The sequence below is a fragment of the Anabaena sp. UHCC 0187 genome, from assembly GCF_009712035.1.
Taxonomy (GTDB): Bacteria; Cyanobacteriota; Cyanobacteriia; order Cyanobacteriales; family Nostocaceae; genus Dolichospermum.
In genome coordinates, this window is the sequence record NZ_VILB01000005.1 from 16116 (window position 1) to 32461 (window position 16346).

The following is a 16346-nucleotide window of genomic DNA, read 5'->3' on the forward strand; positions in this document are numbered from 1 at the left end:
AGTAATTGAACATTAATATTTTTTACGAAAGTAGGAAGTTAATTATCATTAATTTCCACCGCAACTTTAGCGTTAGTTAAACCAGAAACTTGCTTGGTAAATTCTGGAGAAAGGGCAATTTTTACTTCTACAACCCTGGCATCAATATCTGCGGCTGGATCATTATTAAGGACATCTTTTTTGCCAATTTTCCGACCAATTTCCGTAATTCTGCCTTTTAATTGACCATTGAATGCGCCGTTATCACTAGTAATAGTAGCAGTTTGACCTAAACGCACTTTGCTAATACTATCTTCAGGAACTTCTGCGACTACAAACATCTGATCAGTTTGTCCAATTTCCGCAATTCCATTTGCACTCATCATTTCCCCTGATTTGGTGTGAATTTTTAATATCTCACCAGAACTTGGGGCTTTGACATAGCTTTGCTGAAGTTCTACTTGAGCTTTTCTCATTAAAGCAATTGCATTAGTAACTTGAGCTTGAGCTACTTGAACATTTAGCGGACTAACTACTAATATTCTGCTTAATCTTTCTCTTTCTTCATCTATTTGCCTTTGCAAAGTGGCGATAGTTTTGTTGCGTGTGGCTGTAGCTTCAATTAATTGTTGTTGTAGGGTAGCTATAGTTTTAATTTGATTGGCTCTAGCTTCCGAAACTTGCTGTCGAATAGTATCTATTGCCCGTTTTAAACTAGCTTCACTTTCAATGAGTTGTTGATTAGTCGTAGCCGCACTTAAGCGTCGGCGATCGCGTTCTTGCTGAGAAATAGCACCTTGTCCGTATAAAAATTCATAGCGTCCATAATCTACTTGAGCATTACGCTTTTCGGCTCTAATGCGCTCCATATTAGCTTTTAAAGAATTTTTTTGTCCTATTAGTTCGGCTTCTAAACGATTAACTCCCGCTTGTTGGGCAACTTTTTCGCCACTTAACTGGGCAGCAATTCTGCTAATCGTTGCCTGTTGAGCCTCTTTTTCCCCAGCTAATTGGGCTTGCAATCGAGAAATAATGAATCTTTGAGCTTGAGCATCTCTTGGTGGACCAGCACTAACTTGAGCTAAATTCGCACGGGATTCTTGCAGTTTGGCTTTGGCTTCTTCCACCACTGCCATGCTAGTGTCGCGGCTATCTAAAATGGCCACAACCTGCCCTTGCTGTACTCGTTGTCCTTCTCTAACTAAAAGTTGCTGTACTCGTGAACTGCCTGATATACCAGCAGGAGCAGCAAGTTTAATGACTTCTCCTCTTGGTTCTAACCGTCCTATGGCACTAACAGTATTAGGAACTGGAGCTACAGATACAACGGAAGTCAGTTTTTTTAACTGTTCCATTCTGGCTGTAGCTAGTAAACCGGCAGCTATAGCTACTGGCAGCGCTACGGCAATACTTAACCAAACTTTAGGCTGCTCAAATGACTTTTCTTTAGATTTTGACTTTTCATTCACCCTTGACATGATATGTGACCTATTTATCTGAATTGTGGTGATGAAACTAAAAAGTAAGTTAGCTGTAGTGAAATTAGTCACCCAAAGTCTTAATTTAAGACCTGATTATTAACAAAGGTGACTATTTACAATTCACAGTAAACTTTATGCAAAATTTACAGCTTTTTGGACTTTTATTTTTGCAATTATTCTTCAACTGGATATTATTAACTTTGGATAAACTACACCCTATACCCTGTAATTAGTAAGGTGTACTATTCTTGCATGAAAATTTCTGTATCAAAGCAACCTGGGATACAATTGGCAGATGTTTAAATCATTAATACTGGAAATTTCACAATTCATTATTCAGAAGATATGCGAAAATGTGAATTGATTACTTTTGGTAGGAATAATCCTCATCCGTATCCACCTTTACTCTGATTGTTCTCAGTAATAAATAAAGGTTTCAAACTCTCATTATTAAGGTTAATTGAGGAGAAATTGAGAGTTGTTTGTACATAACTGACAACTTTTAAAACATCTGGTTACAAGATTAAGAAGGGTTAAAGTTTACAAAAGAACATAAAAAACAGTTGCGTGAATAGGGCATAGGTAAGAATTTTACCAATTACTAATTACTAATTATCAGTCTAAACTAGATAATTAGGCACTTGGCTGATTAACATTAGTTTTCCCCAGGGAAGTATCCGTGGTGATTACTTCATATAAATTCTACATTTATCAGTTGAGAGAAAACGTAACACAGCTTACAGATAGAGTAATAGCAATTTTTAATTGCTGACACTTTTAGTAATACAGCAGCTATCAGCCGTTAGCTAATGCCTAACGCGTATCGTGCTGTTAGGCTTTAACTGAATGCTTAAGGTAATTCTGGTAAATCAAATAAAACTGTAGTCATATAATTTTCTGCCCAATCTATACCAAAAGCTTTTTCTAGAACTCGACGGGTTTTGTCATTTTGTTGTTGTTTGGTACAATAATTATGTTGTCCAGCCATAATTGCAGCTACTTTTTCCGGTGCAACTGGACTAGATAAAATCGCTTGGGTACAATGTATTTCTAAAAATGACTCTACGTGAGACAGAAACATTGTTTCTTCTTCGGGGGAACTGGGACGAATGAAAAGACAAAAATCGGAAAAAATATTTCCCCATTCTGGTAATTCACGGGGTTGAGAAAAGTTGGCTGTGGTTAACTTGCTAAGTTGAGAATTATAACCATCTGGTAAAATTCGATCTAAGTTTACCGGAGAAAGATCGGCAATAGCAGCACTAATTTGACCTCTACCTCCAACTAAATCACAGCCAAACATGGGAATGTCATATTCTGGACGGGGAAACATGACACAGTGGAGAATATCTAACATATTCCCTACTCTTGCTAGTTCCAAGTGCATTTTACGAAACTGAGGACTTTGATAACAGCGATTTTCTATAATCAGTTTTTCCCCTTCTAATTTACCTTCTACATATCCCAATTCCGCAGGTAAATGGTATGGTGATAAGTCTAGGTGTTTATGCCAAACTGCTTCAATACAATCAGCTAGTTGACGAATTAGGGGATGTTGTTGTTCACGGAGGGAAGGAGTAGAAGACATATTATTTGGAAAATACAATCTATATGTTAGTTTACAACTATCTGTACCATGCTGTTCTGCTTGGAAATATAAACAAATAGTTATACTATAGTCTGATTATCAAAATAAATTTATGTAACAAAAAGTGCAATTATATTCTGTAATATGATTAATTGTCTGAGATACTGAGTTTTAAGAGGTTAATATATAAAAAAATATGAGCTATGATAGTACCCTAAAATACTTAATTGAAGAATATCCCCAAGCCATTGTTCAGTGGTTGTTGAATACAGAAATTACAGAAAATCCAGAACTACTAAAAACAGAATTAAACTTAGAACCAATTCGTGTTGATGGATTGTTTTTATTAAAAACCAACAACAATATCATTCATTTAGAATTTCAAACAGTTCATCAATCAAAACCACCGCTACCATTACGAATGCTAGATTATTGGGTGAGATTATATCGCCAATATAATACTAACATTGAACAAATTATTATCTTTTTAAAACCCACCACATCAGAGGAGGTTTTTATCAATGAATTTAGAACAGCTAATACCTTTCATCGCTATCGAGTCATCAGAATTTGGGAATGTGATCCTCAACCATTATTAGCAACGACCGAACTGTTACCCTTAGCTGTATTAGCCAAAGTTGATAATCCCAGAGCCATATTAGAACAAGTTGCAGCTAAAGTAAATATAATAGAAGATAGAAGACAGCAAATCAACGTCTCAGCTTGTGTTCAACTTCTAGCTGGAATTAGATTTGATGCGGATTTGATTAACGCCTATTTTCGGGAGGATATTATGCAAGAATCTGTCGTTTATCAAAAAATCGTTCGAGAAGGTTTAGAACAGGGAAGACGTTCGGAAATTAAATTAATTGTTCGTCAACTTCAGCGTCATTTAGGAAAAATAGGTACTGAAACTCAAAATCAAATTCAAGACTTATCTTTTCTGCAATTAGAGGATTTAGGAGAAGCTTTATTAGATTTTAAAACTGAAACTGATCTAATTAACTGGTTGACTGAAAATTGTGATTAAAAAAAATCATAATTTTGCAAATTATCCCCAAAAATCTGTAACTTCATAGCCTAATTCCCCGATCATTTGTCGCAATAGGGGTAAACTCAAACCAATTACGTTACTGTGACAACCCTCAATTTTTTCCACAAATAAACTCCCAAACCCTTCCAAGGCAAAAGCCCCAGCGCATTGAAGAGGCTCACCTGTGGCTACATAAGCTTGAATCGCGCGATCGCTCATCTTGCCAAAGTACACCCTAGTAACTTGATATTTAACTACAGATTGATTTTTGGTGGTATCAATCAAAACATGACCCGTATACAAGTCACCAAAATTACCTTGCATAAATTGCCACCGAGCGATCGCTTCCTCAGCATCTGCCGGTTTACCATAAATCTCCCCATTCATAGCCAAAACCGAATCACAACCCATGACCAAAGCTGATGGAAATTGGGAAATTACAGTTTCTGCTTTACATCTAGCCAAAGTATTGACTAACTCTCCCGGTTCAGTAATTGTAATTTGTGACTCATCAAAATCACTAGGGCAAATTATTGGCTCAATCCCTACCGTTTTCAGTAACCGACGACGGGCAACAGAGGCAGAAGCAAGCACAAATTGTGGAATTTTCATAAATTTTTGTATGGGTAAATAAATCCTAATTGTGGAGAAAATTCTCCAGTCCCCATTCCCCATTCCCTATTCCCCAGTCCATAATTAATAAACAGTGAAAGAACTAACAACTTCATCAATCATCCGTTGCAGTTTTTTCCACCGTCTTTGGGGTACTGACGCATTAAAAGTAAAAAGCTTACCGCGACTTACAGCCACACTAGATATATTATGTCTTTCTTCACCATTAGGCAGTTTAACTTCATATTCTAGAAAGTAGTAAATTTTACCATTCACTTCCTTTTGAGCCGCATTGATTAATTCAGCAGTTCGGCCAGAATCTACAGGAGCAAGAGCCGCTTTTCCCAGTTTATAACCTACTTCTGAGGGTGTTCCTAATTCTGGCAAAGTTTTACCTGTAGGAACGGGACTAATGACCACAGAAACATTTTCTGATACTTCAATTAAATCGTGAAATACCACATCAGGTCCATCGGCAACTTTAACAGCTAACCAACCATTAGGATAGGAAAACTGATAACCGTCAGCACTATCTACAAAGCTTTTAAGTCCAGCCGCATCAGCTACATCGGGACTACTCAGGCTGAAGCTCAACACCAATAATAAGATTAACGTAATTCGTTTCCACATTTTTTAAGATTCCTTTGAGCCGTCAGCAACACAAGGTAAGAATAATTGCAAGTTTTTATTCTCTCACTAATATGTACACAGTGGAGACTTGCCACTGAGGATAGCTCTCTCAATGGGGATTGGTTGTAAACTCAGCTAATACCCTGTTAAACACCCAAAAGATTCCTGACACTCTCAGCACGCTTTGTGACTGAGTTTCCTACTTACCGCTTACCCTTATGAACTCTCAACCAGAAGAAGATTTACAGCGTCGTCTCCAAAATCTAGAAGCAGAAATTAAATCTGCTCGTGTTAATTCTCCTCAACCAGAAGCAAAAACACCTGGGATAAGTTTCTCTGAATGGAACTTATATCTAGAAAGATCCAGAAGTTGGTTTAATAGTTTAGCAACAATTAAAAAATTGGCGGTTACAGGCATAATTATGTTGTTAACTGTTTGGATGTTGCAAACAGTATTCGCTCTCGTTGCGTCTGTAATCAGTCTGGCAGTTTTAGCAGTATTAGTGTATCTTGGATACAAATTTTTTGTTGCTAATAGAAAACCGAAATAAGCAATAGCCTATTTTAATCATGCCGATAGCGGTGTAAAAATAAATTCACAGGTAAATTATCCCATGGCGAATCCAATGATCGGCAGAAGTAATAGTCAGTCTAGCCGCCCAAAAGAACCGAAAAAAGCCAATATCACACCATTAGCAACCAGACGTTTTGTAGCCTGGACGGTGGAAATAACCCTCTTTATTGCTAGTGGGTTAGTTCCTTATGCTTTGGGTGTATACGTAAATTCCCATAGTGAAATCCGTCGTGTCCCCCTAAATCCTGTCCTAGTAGTCACAGAAAAAGCGATCGCTAGACCTCTAGCATTGCCTGTTAGTTATGGTATTCGCAACGTTGCCTGGCCGACTAATATCCTCTGGACATTAGCCCTATTATTACCCACTAGCCTCTCCGGTTGGCAATTGTATTTATTAGCTACAACTGGCAGTACCATTCCCAAACGCTGGTTTGGTATTCGTGTAGTTAACGAAGAAGGAACAGCCCCAGGTCTAGGCACAGTGCTAGTCAGAGAAGGATTAGGGCGTTGGACTGTACCAATGACCGCAGCTTATCTACTCTGGCGCTACAGCTTTGTTTTCCCCAACTTAGCGCTATTTACATCTTTGACTATGTTAATGATCCTAGCAGAAGCAAAGGGCTGGCCTGTCCAAAAGCATCGCCGTTCTTTCCATGACCAACTAGCAGGGACATACACAATAGATGCGACCAGCACTTTCAGTCACCCTGGGGAGCAATCAACCATCAATGAGGATAATGGAGATAGCTCAACCCCACAACCTATCCCCACTCGTTCCCAGGGAATTAACCCTAATCTGAGCTTATTTTTGGTGGGGTTGACTAGTATGATTGCTGTGTTATCAACTTTAGTCGGTACACAAATATATATCCAAAGCCAAGAAAGTCAACGCAGAAGCGAACAAACTAATAGCCAAAAGTTTATTGAACTCATCAAAGCACTGAATCCCAACAATGGTTTTACCAATGAAGATCGCCAAAGAGCCATTTTAGCCCTGGGTAGTATTGATGACAAACAATCCATCAAATTATTAGTTGACTTACTGGTAAAAGAAACAGACCCCAAAACCCTAGATACCATTCAACAAGCTTTAACTAATGCTGGTTTTAAAACCATCCCCGAATTAAACCGCATGAATCAGTTTTTGGCTGGGGAAGTAGCATCTATGGGTAAAAGTCCCAATGCGGAATTTAGACAAAATCAGTTAATTCTCACCCAACAGGTGATCAATAAAATCCTGGGTATTTATAGTGGCAAAATTAACAATATTGACTTGAGCAATGCTCAATTAGGTTCTCAAGGATCTGGAGAAAAGTCCTTATTTAACCTGGTATTAAACAACGTTGATCTATCAGGAATTATCTTGAAATCGGCAAATCTTAACCAAGCTAATTTCCAAGGTAGCCGTTTCCGCAGTGTGGGTGAAGATGGACGCTGGGATACTTATGATGATGTGATCGCAGATTTTAGCAATACTCAGTTAAAGCAAGCTAATCTCAGTAATGCTAATTTAAGTCGTGTTTTAATGAGCCGGAGTGATTTAAGTCGTGCTAATCTTAACAAAGCTAACTTATCCTACGGCCGCTTATTTGGTGCTAATCTCAGTAGTACCCAGCTAGTAGGTACAGATTTACGAAATGCAATTTTAGAAAATGCCAGTTTAACAAATGCGGACTTAAGCGATGCTAATTTAACAGAAGCAAATTTATATGCGGCTCATTTACCTCGTGTTTCTGCCATTGGCACACAATTAGCTTATGCAAATTTAACGAAAACTGATTGGCAAGGTGCAGATTTATCTGAAGCCTATTTAGATTATGCTAATCTCAGTGATGCTAACTTAAGTGCTACTCGGCTTACTGGTGCTAGTTTACGCTGGGCAAACTTAGAAAACGCCAATTTGCGAAATGCTGATTTAAGTCGTACTGATTTGCGAGGAGCAAATGTCGCCGGCACAGATTTTCAAGGCACAATTCTCTTTGTCGGTAAAGAAGAGTCAGACAAGTTTGTCCAAACACCTGATCTCGGTTCACAAAATGCCTCAATTCAAGGAGTAGATTTTAGTAAAGCGAAAAATTTAGATCCTCAACAATTAGCCTTCATTTGTACTCAAGGTGGACTGCATTCTCGTTGTCCATAATAGAGGCATAATAGAGGAAATAAAAGGTAGGGGGTTTTATCCAGGGTAGTTAGCAATTAAACTTAAATTCAGATTTTGTCAGGAGTAGGGTAATGAGGCATCTTCAGTATTGGCTTGGGGTAATCGGTGTGGGAACGGTTTTGAGTTTAGCTGTCAACTCTCAACCAGCAAAAGCTCAAGTAGCTTATGGGAGTTATGTTGGTATTGGTCCAACTGTAGGATTTACTGATGGTACTCAACTGGGTGGAGTGCTGGCTTTTCGCTACAAATTACTAGAAACACCTATTTCCTTCCGCACTCAAGCTTTAATTGGTAAAGGGACAGCAGTAGTCCCCACGGTGTCCTATGATTTCCCTCTTAACTGGCAAACTGATGCTTATTTAGGTGCTGGTTTGGTTTTAACTAGTGGTGATACACCTTCTCCTGTAGGTAATAAAATTAGCTTTGCTTTGCAACCAGGCATTGATTACGTTATTCCTAATAGTAATACTGTGATTTTTGGTAATGCTATTATTGCTTTTGATGCTTACCGTAATACTGGTGGTACGGCTCTATCTGTTCAAGGTGGGGTCGGTTTAAGATTTTAATTGTTAATTGGTTATGGGTAAGAATTTTTTTTAATTTTGAATTAACAGATGGTGCTGAACCGAGAAAAAGTAGAGTTTTACTTAACAGACATAGAAACTCCTGTAGGTAAGGTAATTAGTGTAACTATTGCTTTATTGGTGTTAGTATCTTCAGGAATTTTTGTTGCGGAAACTTATAATCTCCCTGAAGATGCTCGCTGGGAGTTAAGAGGATTAGATGATTGTATATTAATGATTTTTGCTGGGGAGTATTTACTCCGGTTATGGAGTACAAAAAATAGAATTAAATATATTCTAAGTTTTTATGCAATTATTGATTTAATGTCAATTTTGCCATCTTTTATCGGATTAGTAGATATTAGTTTTATCCGCTTATTACGATGGTTTCGCATTTTACGGTTACTTAGATTTATTAATAAAAAGTTTTTGATTGGTAGTATCAGTAATGAAGATAGTGTAATTTTTGCGAGAATATTATTTACTTTATTTGCCATAGTTTTTATTTTTTCTGGGTTAATTTATCAAGTTGAGCATCCAGTTAATCCCAGTAATTTTAATACTTTTTTAGATGCCTTTTATTTCTCTGTTGTCACAATGACAACGGTGGGATTTGGTGATGTAATTCCCATTTCTGAATTAGGTCGTTTACTAACAGTATTGATGATTTTAACAGGAGTGGCACTGATTCCTTGGCAGATTGGAGACCTAATCAAACGATTGGTAAAAACTGCAAATCAGATAGAAATTACTTGTGAAGGTTGCGGTTTAGCTTTTCATGATGCAGATGCTGGATTTTGCAAAAAATGCGGTAAACAATTAATAATTAAAGCAGGTGTCAGGATTTAAAACCTCAATTTATTTTAAACTTAGCCGTATAAGCCCTAGTTTTGTCGGCATTTCGTTGTTGCCATTCTTTATGTTTTTTATCTATCATTTTCATTGACAATCTAAGTTCTTGGATTATATGATATAGAAATCCGGTTTGATTACTGAATTTTTCTACGTAGGAAGGCAAGAGGATTTCAGAATATTAAGGTGTACCGAGTTTTGTTCAAAACTTGAGTTTAGACTATTAGAATGCGGCTTTACTTGTTGGCGTTTCAAAGCTGGTTATCCGTTCATGTTTAGCTGACAAATGATGGGATACTTGGACTTGTTAATACTGCATCCATCAATTCAAATACTGCATCTCTGGCCTTCCCCAACGAATCGTAGATACCTTGGCGGAATTTTTCTAGTTGTGTCAGGATCATCATGTCAATGATTTATTGATTACTTTCATTGACTTTACGCCAGTCAGTGTTACTGCTGACTGCTTTTCTCTAGCTTTTTAGTCCAAAGTCCAGGTTTGAGTAATTTGATGCACTGTCAGATTTTTAACTCACCGAGTTTACATCATTTGACAACAATTATAAATTTTTATTTCCTTTGAATTCCCTATTCTAAAACCCGAACAACGAACAGGATTTTCCCCATTCGTTGTCAAGCAATCTCTCTAGTTTATTGAGTATTTATACTTATTTTTCAACCCGACTGTTTTTTTAGCCAGAGGCAATTGGCTAAAAAATAGTATTTTGTACTATATTTTGAATTCCAAAATCGGGGTTAATACTTTATTTTTTTTCAAAATGAGAATTGCTGGTGGAACTATTTATAGAATCGTATCGAAAGCCACCACGACAGATAATTTTGGATTTAGATGTTACCGATGATTTAGGTTTATATGGCTAAAGTCACGCTATCACCAAAACCTAGATCAAATCATTGATTTTTCCGTACTTATAAAAAGCCCGTGACGAGGATTGAACTCGTGACCTCACCCTTACCAAGGGTGTGCTCTACCACTGAGCCACACGGGCGAAACTAAAACCAAAATTAAGATTTATAATGCTGCACATTGATAGCGCAGCATTTATAATTCTTAATGTCTGTAGGATATGGGCCGAGCTGGATTTGAACCAGCGTAGGCGTAAACCAACGGATTTACAGTCCGTCTCCATTAACCACTCGGACATCGACCCGTTTGTGTCCCACGCTTAACTATAATAGCAGCAGTCGCTGGATTTGGCAAGGGGTTAGAGAAAATATTTTTCAGAAACCATAAATCCTTTACCCCAAGCCAGTTTCCTAAGTTTACCCTATTAGTTTTTCAGTTTCTTGCAGAAAGTGTAAGCGGTGGTAGATACCATTTTGATTTGAAAGTTCAGCTTGGGGGAAAAAATTCCAGCCGATACCGATATAAAGCCACTGGTCGAGAACCTGCGGTAAAATAATCAGGATCTTGGGGGGAAAGGTAGACAGCGGTTACTTGATCTGCGGTAATGGCTGGAGAGGATGCAGAAAGTTTTTGATAAGCTGTGGTTGATTCTACAGTATTCAAATATGGACGAGAACCACCTTTAAACAATTGTTGAAAAACTTCTGTAGTGATGAATTGAGCATCTGCTGTTGTTTCTGTGGCGCGAGCGGTGACAATGGAAATTAATTGACGTTCACCCCGCAAAAATGTAATTTGCCGATTAGGAGATTCAGGATCTACTTTAGATGATAATACAGCCTCATCTCCTAAATAAGCTCTAGATAAATTTAAACTATTAAATGCCCTATCAGCTACTAATATTGACGGTTGATTTTGAAAATCAGGAATGAATTTTAAACCCGAATTAGTTGGTTGAACTTTCACAAATTTAACTAAAAAACTAATTGGTTGATTTAACTGACTGCGATTACCTTCAAAGCCTGGTGTCACTATATCCGGTGCTAAGGGTGCGGCTAAATCTATTAATGTGCTGGTAACTTTCCACATACCAGACATCCATTCAGGATAAACTAAATCTCCTTGGGCTGGTTTGACTGATGTTAATTTTTCCCATTGGGGAAATTTGGCTAAATGTTCTGCTAATTCTCCTGCTTGGGCTTCGTTATTTCCTAAGCACAAAAAAAGCATTAAGCAAAAACTAACAATTATTTTAATCAACATATTCAACAATTAAAAATGAAAAATTAAATTCCCCGATTTCTTTAAAAAATCGGGGAACTGTTTAAAACTACGGGGAATTGTTTAAAACTACAAGGTTTCTAAGGCTAAAGGTTGCCAAATTTCCCCATATTTTTCTTTTAAACCTTGCCAAGCTTCTACTTGTCCTGGTTCGTATTCTCCGGGTTTACCCCATTGCAAAAAGAGGCTTAATGCAGGTTTTTCTTCTGCATCTAAAAACCGAATTGCGTAGGTTGTAAAATTACCTCTTTTAGCTTCACCTGTTTCAAATTTCACTTGTTGAATCATATCCATATTTAAATGAAATTCAAAGCCTTCGGTGTGCATATTCGCATATTTACCTTTTGGTAATTCGGCATAAAATAGCTTTTCTATTTTTCCTCTAGCTTCTAAAACGGCGGCGCTACTGGTGACAATTAGGCGCAAAGTTCCCAAGGTTTCACAAGCTTCTAAAAATTCTTTCAATGTTGTTTTCATCATTTATGTTGAATATGAATTAGTTGACGTGATGGAAAATGAATAAATAACTTCTGACTATAAAAGTTTATAACATGATTGGACTCAAATTGCTATCATGAATAAATATGATATGGTGAATTGTTCTCTTGGTCATGAGATTTACTTATGAAAATTCAAACAGTTAAACTCAAGTATTTTAAGAAATTTCGAGATCAGGAACTAGATTTTACTGATCCAGAAACAGGTTTAGCACAAGATCTAATTGTTCTCATTGGGATGAATGGGGCTGGAAAAACCAGTATATTACAAGCGATAGCGGCAACATTAGGTACAGCTACAGGAAGATTAAAAAAACCTGCCGATTTAGATTGGCCAGGGTTTAACTATGACTTGCTGGGTAGAAATTGGCGTGGATTTCCATCTCATGTGACTATGAATATACAATTTTCTAAATCAGAATTGCAAGCTGTAGGCGAATTTCAACAGAAATTACGAGAAATGGGTCGTGATTTACTTCCTCCGGCTGAAAAGCATCTTGTGACCTTAAAATGGCAAGATGAAAATGTGAAAGCAGATAGCGCGGCTGAATTATTTCAATTTAAAGGACGACAATACGCTAAACAATTATTTCGTTCTGAAGGATTTCCAGTTTTTGAAAAAGTGGGGACAGTTTTTTGGTATACAGAACAGAGAACTGCAACTAGTTTAACTCCTGAAGATCCAGAAAACAAATTAGAAATTACAGAGGATATTTTACGTGATCGCCTAGCAAAGTGGCAAATGGTTCATCAAAAGAATGGTAAAAATTTTCGACCAGGACAAAAAGATTTATATGCAGAAATGGAAAGAATTTATCAAGCAGTTTTTCCAGGGCGTGTATTTGAAGGTTTGGAAATACGAGATAATATTGATGAAATTTTTAGTGAACCTTGGTTTTATCTCTATGATGGAAAAAACCAATATGAAATTTCGGAAATGTCTGGAGGAGAACGGGCTATTTTTCCTATGCTGATAGATTTTATGAGTTGGAATATTCACAATTCAGTTATTTTAATTGATGAAATTGAATTACATTTACATCCACCAATGCAACAGGCATTATTGAGGGCTTTACCGAAATTAGGTAAAAATAATCAGTTTATTATTACAACCCATTCTGATTATATAGCGCAATTAGTACCGGAAACATCTATCAAAAGAATAGAGGGGTAATTGAATTTTGAGAGTAGTTAGTAACAAAGTTATTTTTTGTGAAGGTGGATTAAAAAGTTTAGATTCAGGCTTAATCAAAAGATTATTAGAGAATTTATCCAATCAGATCACAATTATTCCTACGGGTAGTAAGTTTAATTTTTCAGTTTTTGTTCAGGGATATTTATATACTGATGAACAACAAAATAATCAAAATTATATGATTTTTCGGGATCGTGATTTTGATATTGAACCTACTACAGAAATTAAATTATTACAAATAGATAAAGTAGGCAAACGGATAGATAAACGGACTTTTCTCTGTCATCGTACCTGTGTTGAGAACTATTTACTTAACCCGGAACTTATTCATAACTATTGGGTGACAAAATATGCCGAGAAGTTAGAAAATCCTATTTCTAAATGGGGTCATAAAGATTCACCTGGAATTGATAATATTACTAAATGGATAGAAGATGCTGCTAGAACTTTACTACATTACCAAGCTGTAAGATGGGCATTAGGTAATTTATGCCAACTTAGTGCCAGTAAGAAACAGTTGAAAACAACATGGACTCAGAGTGGTAAAATCCCTATTTCTCTAATTTTATCTGACTGTAAAAATGAGGCTTTATCTTTAATTAATGAGTTTATTACTACAGTCTCACAAGTTGAAGCAATCAAATTTGAAGATAGTCTTAATAAATATTTACAACAGTTTGATCAAGAGGAATTTTGGATACAAAAACAATATTTAATTTGGTTTGATGGCAAAGATATTCAAGCAGCTATGCACAAAATTAGCCAAAATAGTAAACTCCCATATAAGTAGGTGAGCGTTAAAAATTGTCGTTGGGATAAGGCAGGGGAGCAGGGAGCAGGGCGCAGGGGGAAAGAGTTTGAACTGGCTTTGCTTTTCTTCACATACCTTTAGTTTTTTCTGTTAACCTACTTAGATCATATATTTCTATGTATGATTTTTCTAAATGGGCAATTAATCAGATTGATATTAATCAATATTCTGATTTAATTGAATTAAAAAATACAATACAACAACTATAAATGACCAATTTAAATTTACTACGTTTCATATTTTTCATAAGCAGCAACAATTCGTTGTACTAAAGGATGACGCACCACATCTTTTTGAGAAAATTCACAAACTGCAATTCCTTCCACGTTTCTGAGAATCTGTAAAGCTACATCTAAACCTGATTTCTGATAATGTGGTAAATCGGTTTGGGTAATATCACCTGTAATCACCATGCGGGAGTTAAAACCCAATCGGGTTAAAACCATTTTCATTTGCGCCGGTGTGGTATTTTGAGCTTCATCAACAATGATAAAGGCGTTATTTAATGTCCGTCCCCGCATATACGCCAGTGGTGCAACTTCGATGATTTCCCGTTCGATTAAATTAGGGACTTTTTCGGGGTCTATGAATTCATTAATGGCATCATAAAGAGGACGCAAATAGGGATTGACTTTTTGCTGTAAGTCTCCTGGTAAAAAGCCGAGTTTTTCCCCTGCTTCCACTGCGGGACGGGTTAAAATCAGCCGTTCAAATTGATTGCTGAGTAAGGCTTGAACGGCAATAACCACAGCCAGATAGGTTTTCCCAGTTCCCGCAGGCCCGATACAAAAGGTTAAATCCCGTCTGCGAAGTGCGTCTATATATTGGCGTTGGTGAAAGGTTTTGGCGCGAATTTCAAAACCTCGGCGAGTTTTGGCGAGGATATCCCGCTGTAAGTCCTGTAATTGGTCTTCTGTATTTGTATCGAGGGCTTGACGGGCTGTGAGAATATCAGCACTAGAGATATTATTACCTTGACTCCACAAATTTTCTAGCGATCGCACTAATCGCTTTGCTAATTCTACTTGTTTGGGTGTTCCTGAAATTAATAATTCTTGTCCCCGCAGAACTAAGTTAGCTCCTGTTTGTTGGGATAGAAACTTGATATTTGCTTCGCCATATCCTGCTAGTGCGATGGCACTGGACATACTAGGCAGTTGAATTATGGAATCATCTGCCATATTATTGCTGAATTGGGTAAAAAGTAGTTGTTAACAAAATTAATATTTTCCTATTAAATGTAAATTGAAAATTCTGTAATTTTCTGTTAATTAGTATTTGTATGATTGGGAAATAGGCTGACAACATTTGTTAATTCTTGGCTGGTAAATCCGGAGTAAACACGGAATTATTCGCCAAGATTTGACAATGCTGTTGTCCCCTGTCTCCATTTTCCCAGAATTAAATCTGTTACCAACCATTTAAACTGACTAGTTATTATCTAGCGTAAACGTGGTTTAACAACAGGTTTGGGAATATTGCTCTCTCGTTCTTTCGACTTGGGTGGTAGTATCCGCTCTTCCTGTTCTTCATCAAAAGACGTACTATCCCGACTTTGGGAACCACCACCGTAAATATCCAGGTATACTGATTGCCCAGCTAGTTCTGCTGCTGCGGCAATAACAGTGCGAATGGCCTGAATATTCCGTCCCTCTCGACCAAACACTTTTCCTTTATCTGTGCTATCAAAAGCAATGCGAACCCAAACCCGCTGGAGGGCTTGAGATACTTCACAATCAACGCTTAAAGATTCTGGAGATTCTAAAAACGGTTGCACAAGAAACTTTACCAGCCCAACATAATTGGGACTGGCGGCTGGGGATTTAATCTCAAGACTATGATGCGACTGTTGCACTGACCTGTTCAAAAACGTTAGCTTTTACGAGGATACTACGAACTGTATCGGTAGGTTGAGCGCCTTGTTGTAGTCGCTTAACGATACCAGGAATGTTTAATTTTACTTCATCAGTTCTGGGGTTATAAAATCCTAGTTCTTCTAGGGGGCGACCGTCACGACGGGCAAGGTTGTTAATAGCAACAATCCGGTAACTTGCTTCGCGCTTTTTGCCAAATCTTTTTAAACGCAGTTTGATCATGTTGAGAACTGTTTCTCCTGTTCCTATGTAATGAGTTTGTAACCGATTGATCCGGAAGTGACTGGGCTATGACACCCACGTTCACAATTTCCGACACTGAAATGCTAATTTTAGCACTTCCTAGC

At 37.3% G+C, this 16346-nt stretch carries 16 protein-coding genes and 2 tRNA genes; 7 read left to right on the forward strand and 11 right to left on the reverse strand.

Features of this window, described 5'->3' with window-relative positions; genetic code table 11:
* Window positions 1–38 precede the first annotated feature (38 nt).
* Entirely contained in the window at window positions 39–1457 is a 1419-nt protein-coding gene (locus tag FJR11_RS04750) for an HlyD family efflux transporter periplasmic adaptor subunit (RefSeq protein WP_168502574.1), read from the reverse strand.
* An 853-nt stretch (window positions 1458–2310) separates the two neighbouring features.
* Window positions 2311–3048, reverse strand: coding sequence for a phycocyanobilin:ferredoxin oxidoreductase (locus FJR11_RS04755; RefSeq protein ID WP_168502575.1), 738 nt, complete (start codon window positions 3046–3048; stop codon window positions 2311–2313).
* Between the two features lie 196 nt (window positions 3049–3244).
* Here FJR11_RS04755 and FJR11_RS04760 point away from each other — a divergent pair, with 196 nt between their 5' ends.
* On the forward strand, window positions 3245–4078 hold the full coding sequence (locus FJR11_RS04760) for a DUF4351 domain-containing protein (RefSeq protein ID WP_168502576.1): 834 nt from the start codon (window positions 3245–3247) through the stop codon (window positions 4076–4078).
* 21 nt (window positions 4079–4099) lie between these two features.
* Here FJR11_RS04760 and FJR11_RS04765 read toward each other — a convergent pair whose 3' ends face one another.
* Window positions 4100–4693, reverse strand: a complete 594-nt coding sequence (locus FJR11_RS04765; RefSeq protein WP_168502577.1) for a nucleoside triphosphate pyrophosphatase — start codon at window positions 4691–4693, stop codon at window positions 4100–4102.
* 84 nt (window positions 4694–4777) lie between these two features.
* Window positions 4778–5323 carry a photosystem II reaction center PsbP gene (gene psbP / locus FJR11_RS04770; protein WP_168502578.1) on the reverse strand — a complete coding sequence of 182 codons (546 nt, stop codon included), beginning with the start codon at window positions 5321–5323 and terminating at the stop codon, window positions 4778–4780.
* A gap of 218 nt (window positions 5324–5541) precedes the next feature.
* Here psbP and FJR11_RS04775 point away from each other — a divergent pair, with 218 nt between their 5' ends.
* From FJR11_RS04775 to FJR11_RS04790, 4 genes are all read left to right on the forward strand, one after another.
* Window positions 5542–5874 carry a hypothetical protein gene (locus FJR11_RS04775; protein ID WP_168502579.1) on the forward strand — a complete coding sequence of 111 codons (333 nt, stop codon included), beginning with the start codon at window positions 5542–5544 and terminating at the stop codon, window positions 5872–5874.
* A gap of 63 nt (window positions 5875–5937) precedes the next feature.
* Window positions 5938–8037 carry a pentapeptide repeat-containing protein gene (locus tag FJR11_RS04780; protein ID WP_168502580.1) on the forward strand — a complete coding sequence of 700 codons (2100 nt, stop codon included), beginning with the start codon at window positions 5938–5940 and terminating at the stop codon, window positions 8035–8037.
* Window positions 8038–8129: 92 nt separating this feature from the next.
* Window positions 8130–8624 (forward strand): hypothetical protein, encoded by a 495-nt coding sequence (locus FJR11_RS04785; protein ID WP_168502581.1) that lies wholly within the window; start codon window positions 8130–8132, stop codon window positions 8622–8624.
* 48 nt (window positions 8625–8672) lie between these two features.
* On the forward strand, window positions 8673–9470 hold the full coding sequence (locus FJR11_RS04790) for an ion transporter (protein ID WP_168502582.1): 798 nt from the start codon (window positions 8673–8675) through the stop codon (window positions 9468–9470).
* A gap of 941 nt (window positions 9471–10411) precedes the next feature.
* Here the strand turns inward: FJR11_RS04790 and FJR11_RS04795 are convergent.
* From FJR11_RS04795 to FJR11_RS04810, 4 genes are all read right to left on the reverse strand, one after another.
* A tRNA-Thr gene (locus FJR11_RS04795) sits at window positions 10412–10483 on the reverse strand.
* Between the two features lie 79 nt (window positions 10484–10562).
* Window positions 10563–10645 (reverse strand) — tRNA-Tyr (locus FJR11_RS04800).
* A 182-nt stretch (window positions 10646–10827) separates the two neighbouring features.
* Window positions 10828–11604 carry a DUF6816 family protein gene (locus FJR11_RS04805; RefSeq protein WP_168502583.1) on the reverse strand — a complete coding sequence of 259 codons (777 nt, stop codon included), beginning with the start codon at window positions 11602–11604 and terminating at the stop codon, window positions 10828–10830.
* Between the two features lie 87 nt (window positions 11605–11691).
* Complete coding sequence (locus FJR11_RS04810) at window positions 11692–12099, reverse strand: ChuX/HutX family heme-like substrate-binding protein (RefSeq protein ID WP_168502733.1); 408 nt, start codon at window positions 12097–12099, stop codon at window positions 11692–11694.
* A gap of 147 nt (window positions 12100–12246) precedes the next feature.
* On the opposite strand from FJR11_RS04810, the gene FJR11_RS04815 reads away from it, so the two are divergent.
* Both FJR11_RS04815 and FJR11_RS04820 read left to right on the forward strand, forming a co-directional pair.
* Window positions 12247–13293: an AAA family ATPase gene (locus FJR11_RS04815; RefSeq protein ID WP_168502584.1), complete on the forward strand. Its 1047-nt coding sequence runs from the start codon at window positions 12247–12249 to the stop codon at window positions 13291–13293.
* Between the two features lie 7 nt (window positions 13294–13300).
* A complete protein-coding gene (locus tag FJR11_RS04820; RefSeq protein WP_174762918.1) occupies window positions 13301–14104 on the forward strand; it encodes a hypothetical protein in 804 nt (267 codons plus the stop codon).
* Window positions 14105–14352: 248 nt separating this feature from the next.
* On the opposite strand, the gene FJR11_RS04825 is transcribed toward FJR11_RS04820, so the two are convergent.
* The 3 genes from FJR11_RS04825 to rpsP form a co-directional block, all read right to left on the reverse strand.
* A complete protein-coding gene (locus tag FJR11_RS04825; protein WP_168502585.1) occupies window positions 14353–15306 on the reverse strand; it encodes a PhoH family protein in 954 nt (317 codons plus the stop codon).
* Window positions 15307–15566: 260 nt separating this feature from the next.
* Window positions 15567–15953, reverse strand: coding sequence for a KH domain-containing protein (locus FJR11_RS04830; protein ID WP_168502734.1), 387 nt, complete (start codon window positions 15951–15953; stop codon window positions 15567–15569).
* A 7-nt stretch (window positions 15954–15960) separates the two neighbouring features.
* Window positions 15961–16221 (reverse strand): 30S ribosomal protein S16, encoded by a 261-nt coding sequence (rpsP, locus tag FJR11_RS04835; RefSeq protein WP_168502586.1) that lies wholly within the window; start codon window positions 16219–16221, stop codon window positions 15961–15963.
* Window positions 16222–16346: the final 125 nt, after the last annotated feature.

What these genes read in the sequence shown, in the direction of transcription:
- FJR11_RS04750 (WP_168502574.1), bottom strand. Translation starts at nt 1,457, where the DNA reads ATGTCAAGGGTGAATGAAAAGTCAAAATCTAAAGAAAAGTCATTTGAG.
- FJR11_RS04755 (WP_168502575.1), bottom strand. Translation starts at nt 3,048, where the DNA reads ATGTCTTCTACTCCTTCCCTCCGTGAACAACAACATCCCCTAATTCGT.
- FJR11_RS04760 (WP_168502576.1), top strand. Translation starts at nt 3,245, where the DNA reads ATGAGCTATGATAGTACCCTAAAATACTTAATTGAAGAATATCCCCAA.
- FJR11_RS04765 (WP_168502577.1), bottom strand. Translation starts at nt 4,693, where the DNA reads ATGAAAATTCCACAATTTGTGCTTGCTTCTGCCTCTGTTGCCCGTCGT.
- psbP (WP_168502578.1), bottom strand. Translation starts at nt 5,323, where the DNA reads ATGTGGAAACGAATTACGTTAATCTTATTATTGGTGTTGAGCTTCAGC.
- FJR11_RS04775 (WP_168502579.1), top strand. Translation starts at nt 5,542, where the DNA reads ATGAACTCTCAACCAGAAGAAGATTTACAGCGTCGTCTCCAAAATCTA.
- FJR11_RS04780 (WP_168502580.1), top strand. Translation starts at nt 5,938, where the DNA reads ATGGCGAATCCAATGATCGGCAGAAGTAATAGTCAGTCTAGCCGCCCA.
- FJR11_RS04785 (WP_168502581.1), top strand. Translation starts at nt 8,130, where the DNA reads ATGAGGCATCTTCAGTATTGGCTTGGGGTAATCGGTGTGGGAACGGTT.
- FJR11_RS04790 (WP_168502582.1), top strand. Translation starts at nt 8,673, where the DNA reads ATGGTGCTGAACCGAGAAAAAGTAGAGTTTTACTTAACAGACATAGAA.
- FJR11_RS04805 (WP_168502583.1), bottom strand. Translation starts at nt 11,604, where the DNA reads ATGTTGATTAAAATAATTGTTAGTTTTTGCTTAATGCTTTTTTTGTGC.
- FJR11_RS04810 (WP_168502733.1), bottom strand. Translation starts at nt 12,099, where the DNA reads ATGAAAACAACATTGAAAGAATTTTTAGAAGCTTGTGAAACCTTGGGA.
- FJR11_RS04815 (WP_168502584.1), top strand. Translation starts at nt 12,247, where the DNA reads ATGAAAATTCAAACAGTTAAACTCAAGTATTTTAAGAAATTTCGAGAT.
- FJR11_RS04825 (WP_168502585.1), bottom strand. Translation starts at nt 15,306, where the DNA reads ATGGCAGATGATTCCATAATTCAACTGCCTAGTATGTCCAGTGCCATC.
- rpsP (WP_168502586.1), bottom strand. Translation starts at nt 16,221, where the DNA reads ATGATCAAACTGCGTTTAAAAAGATTTGGCAAAAAGCGCGAAGCAAGT.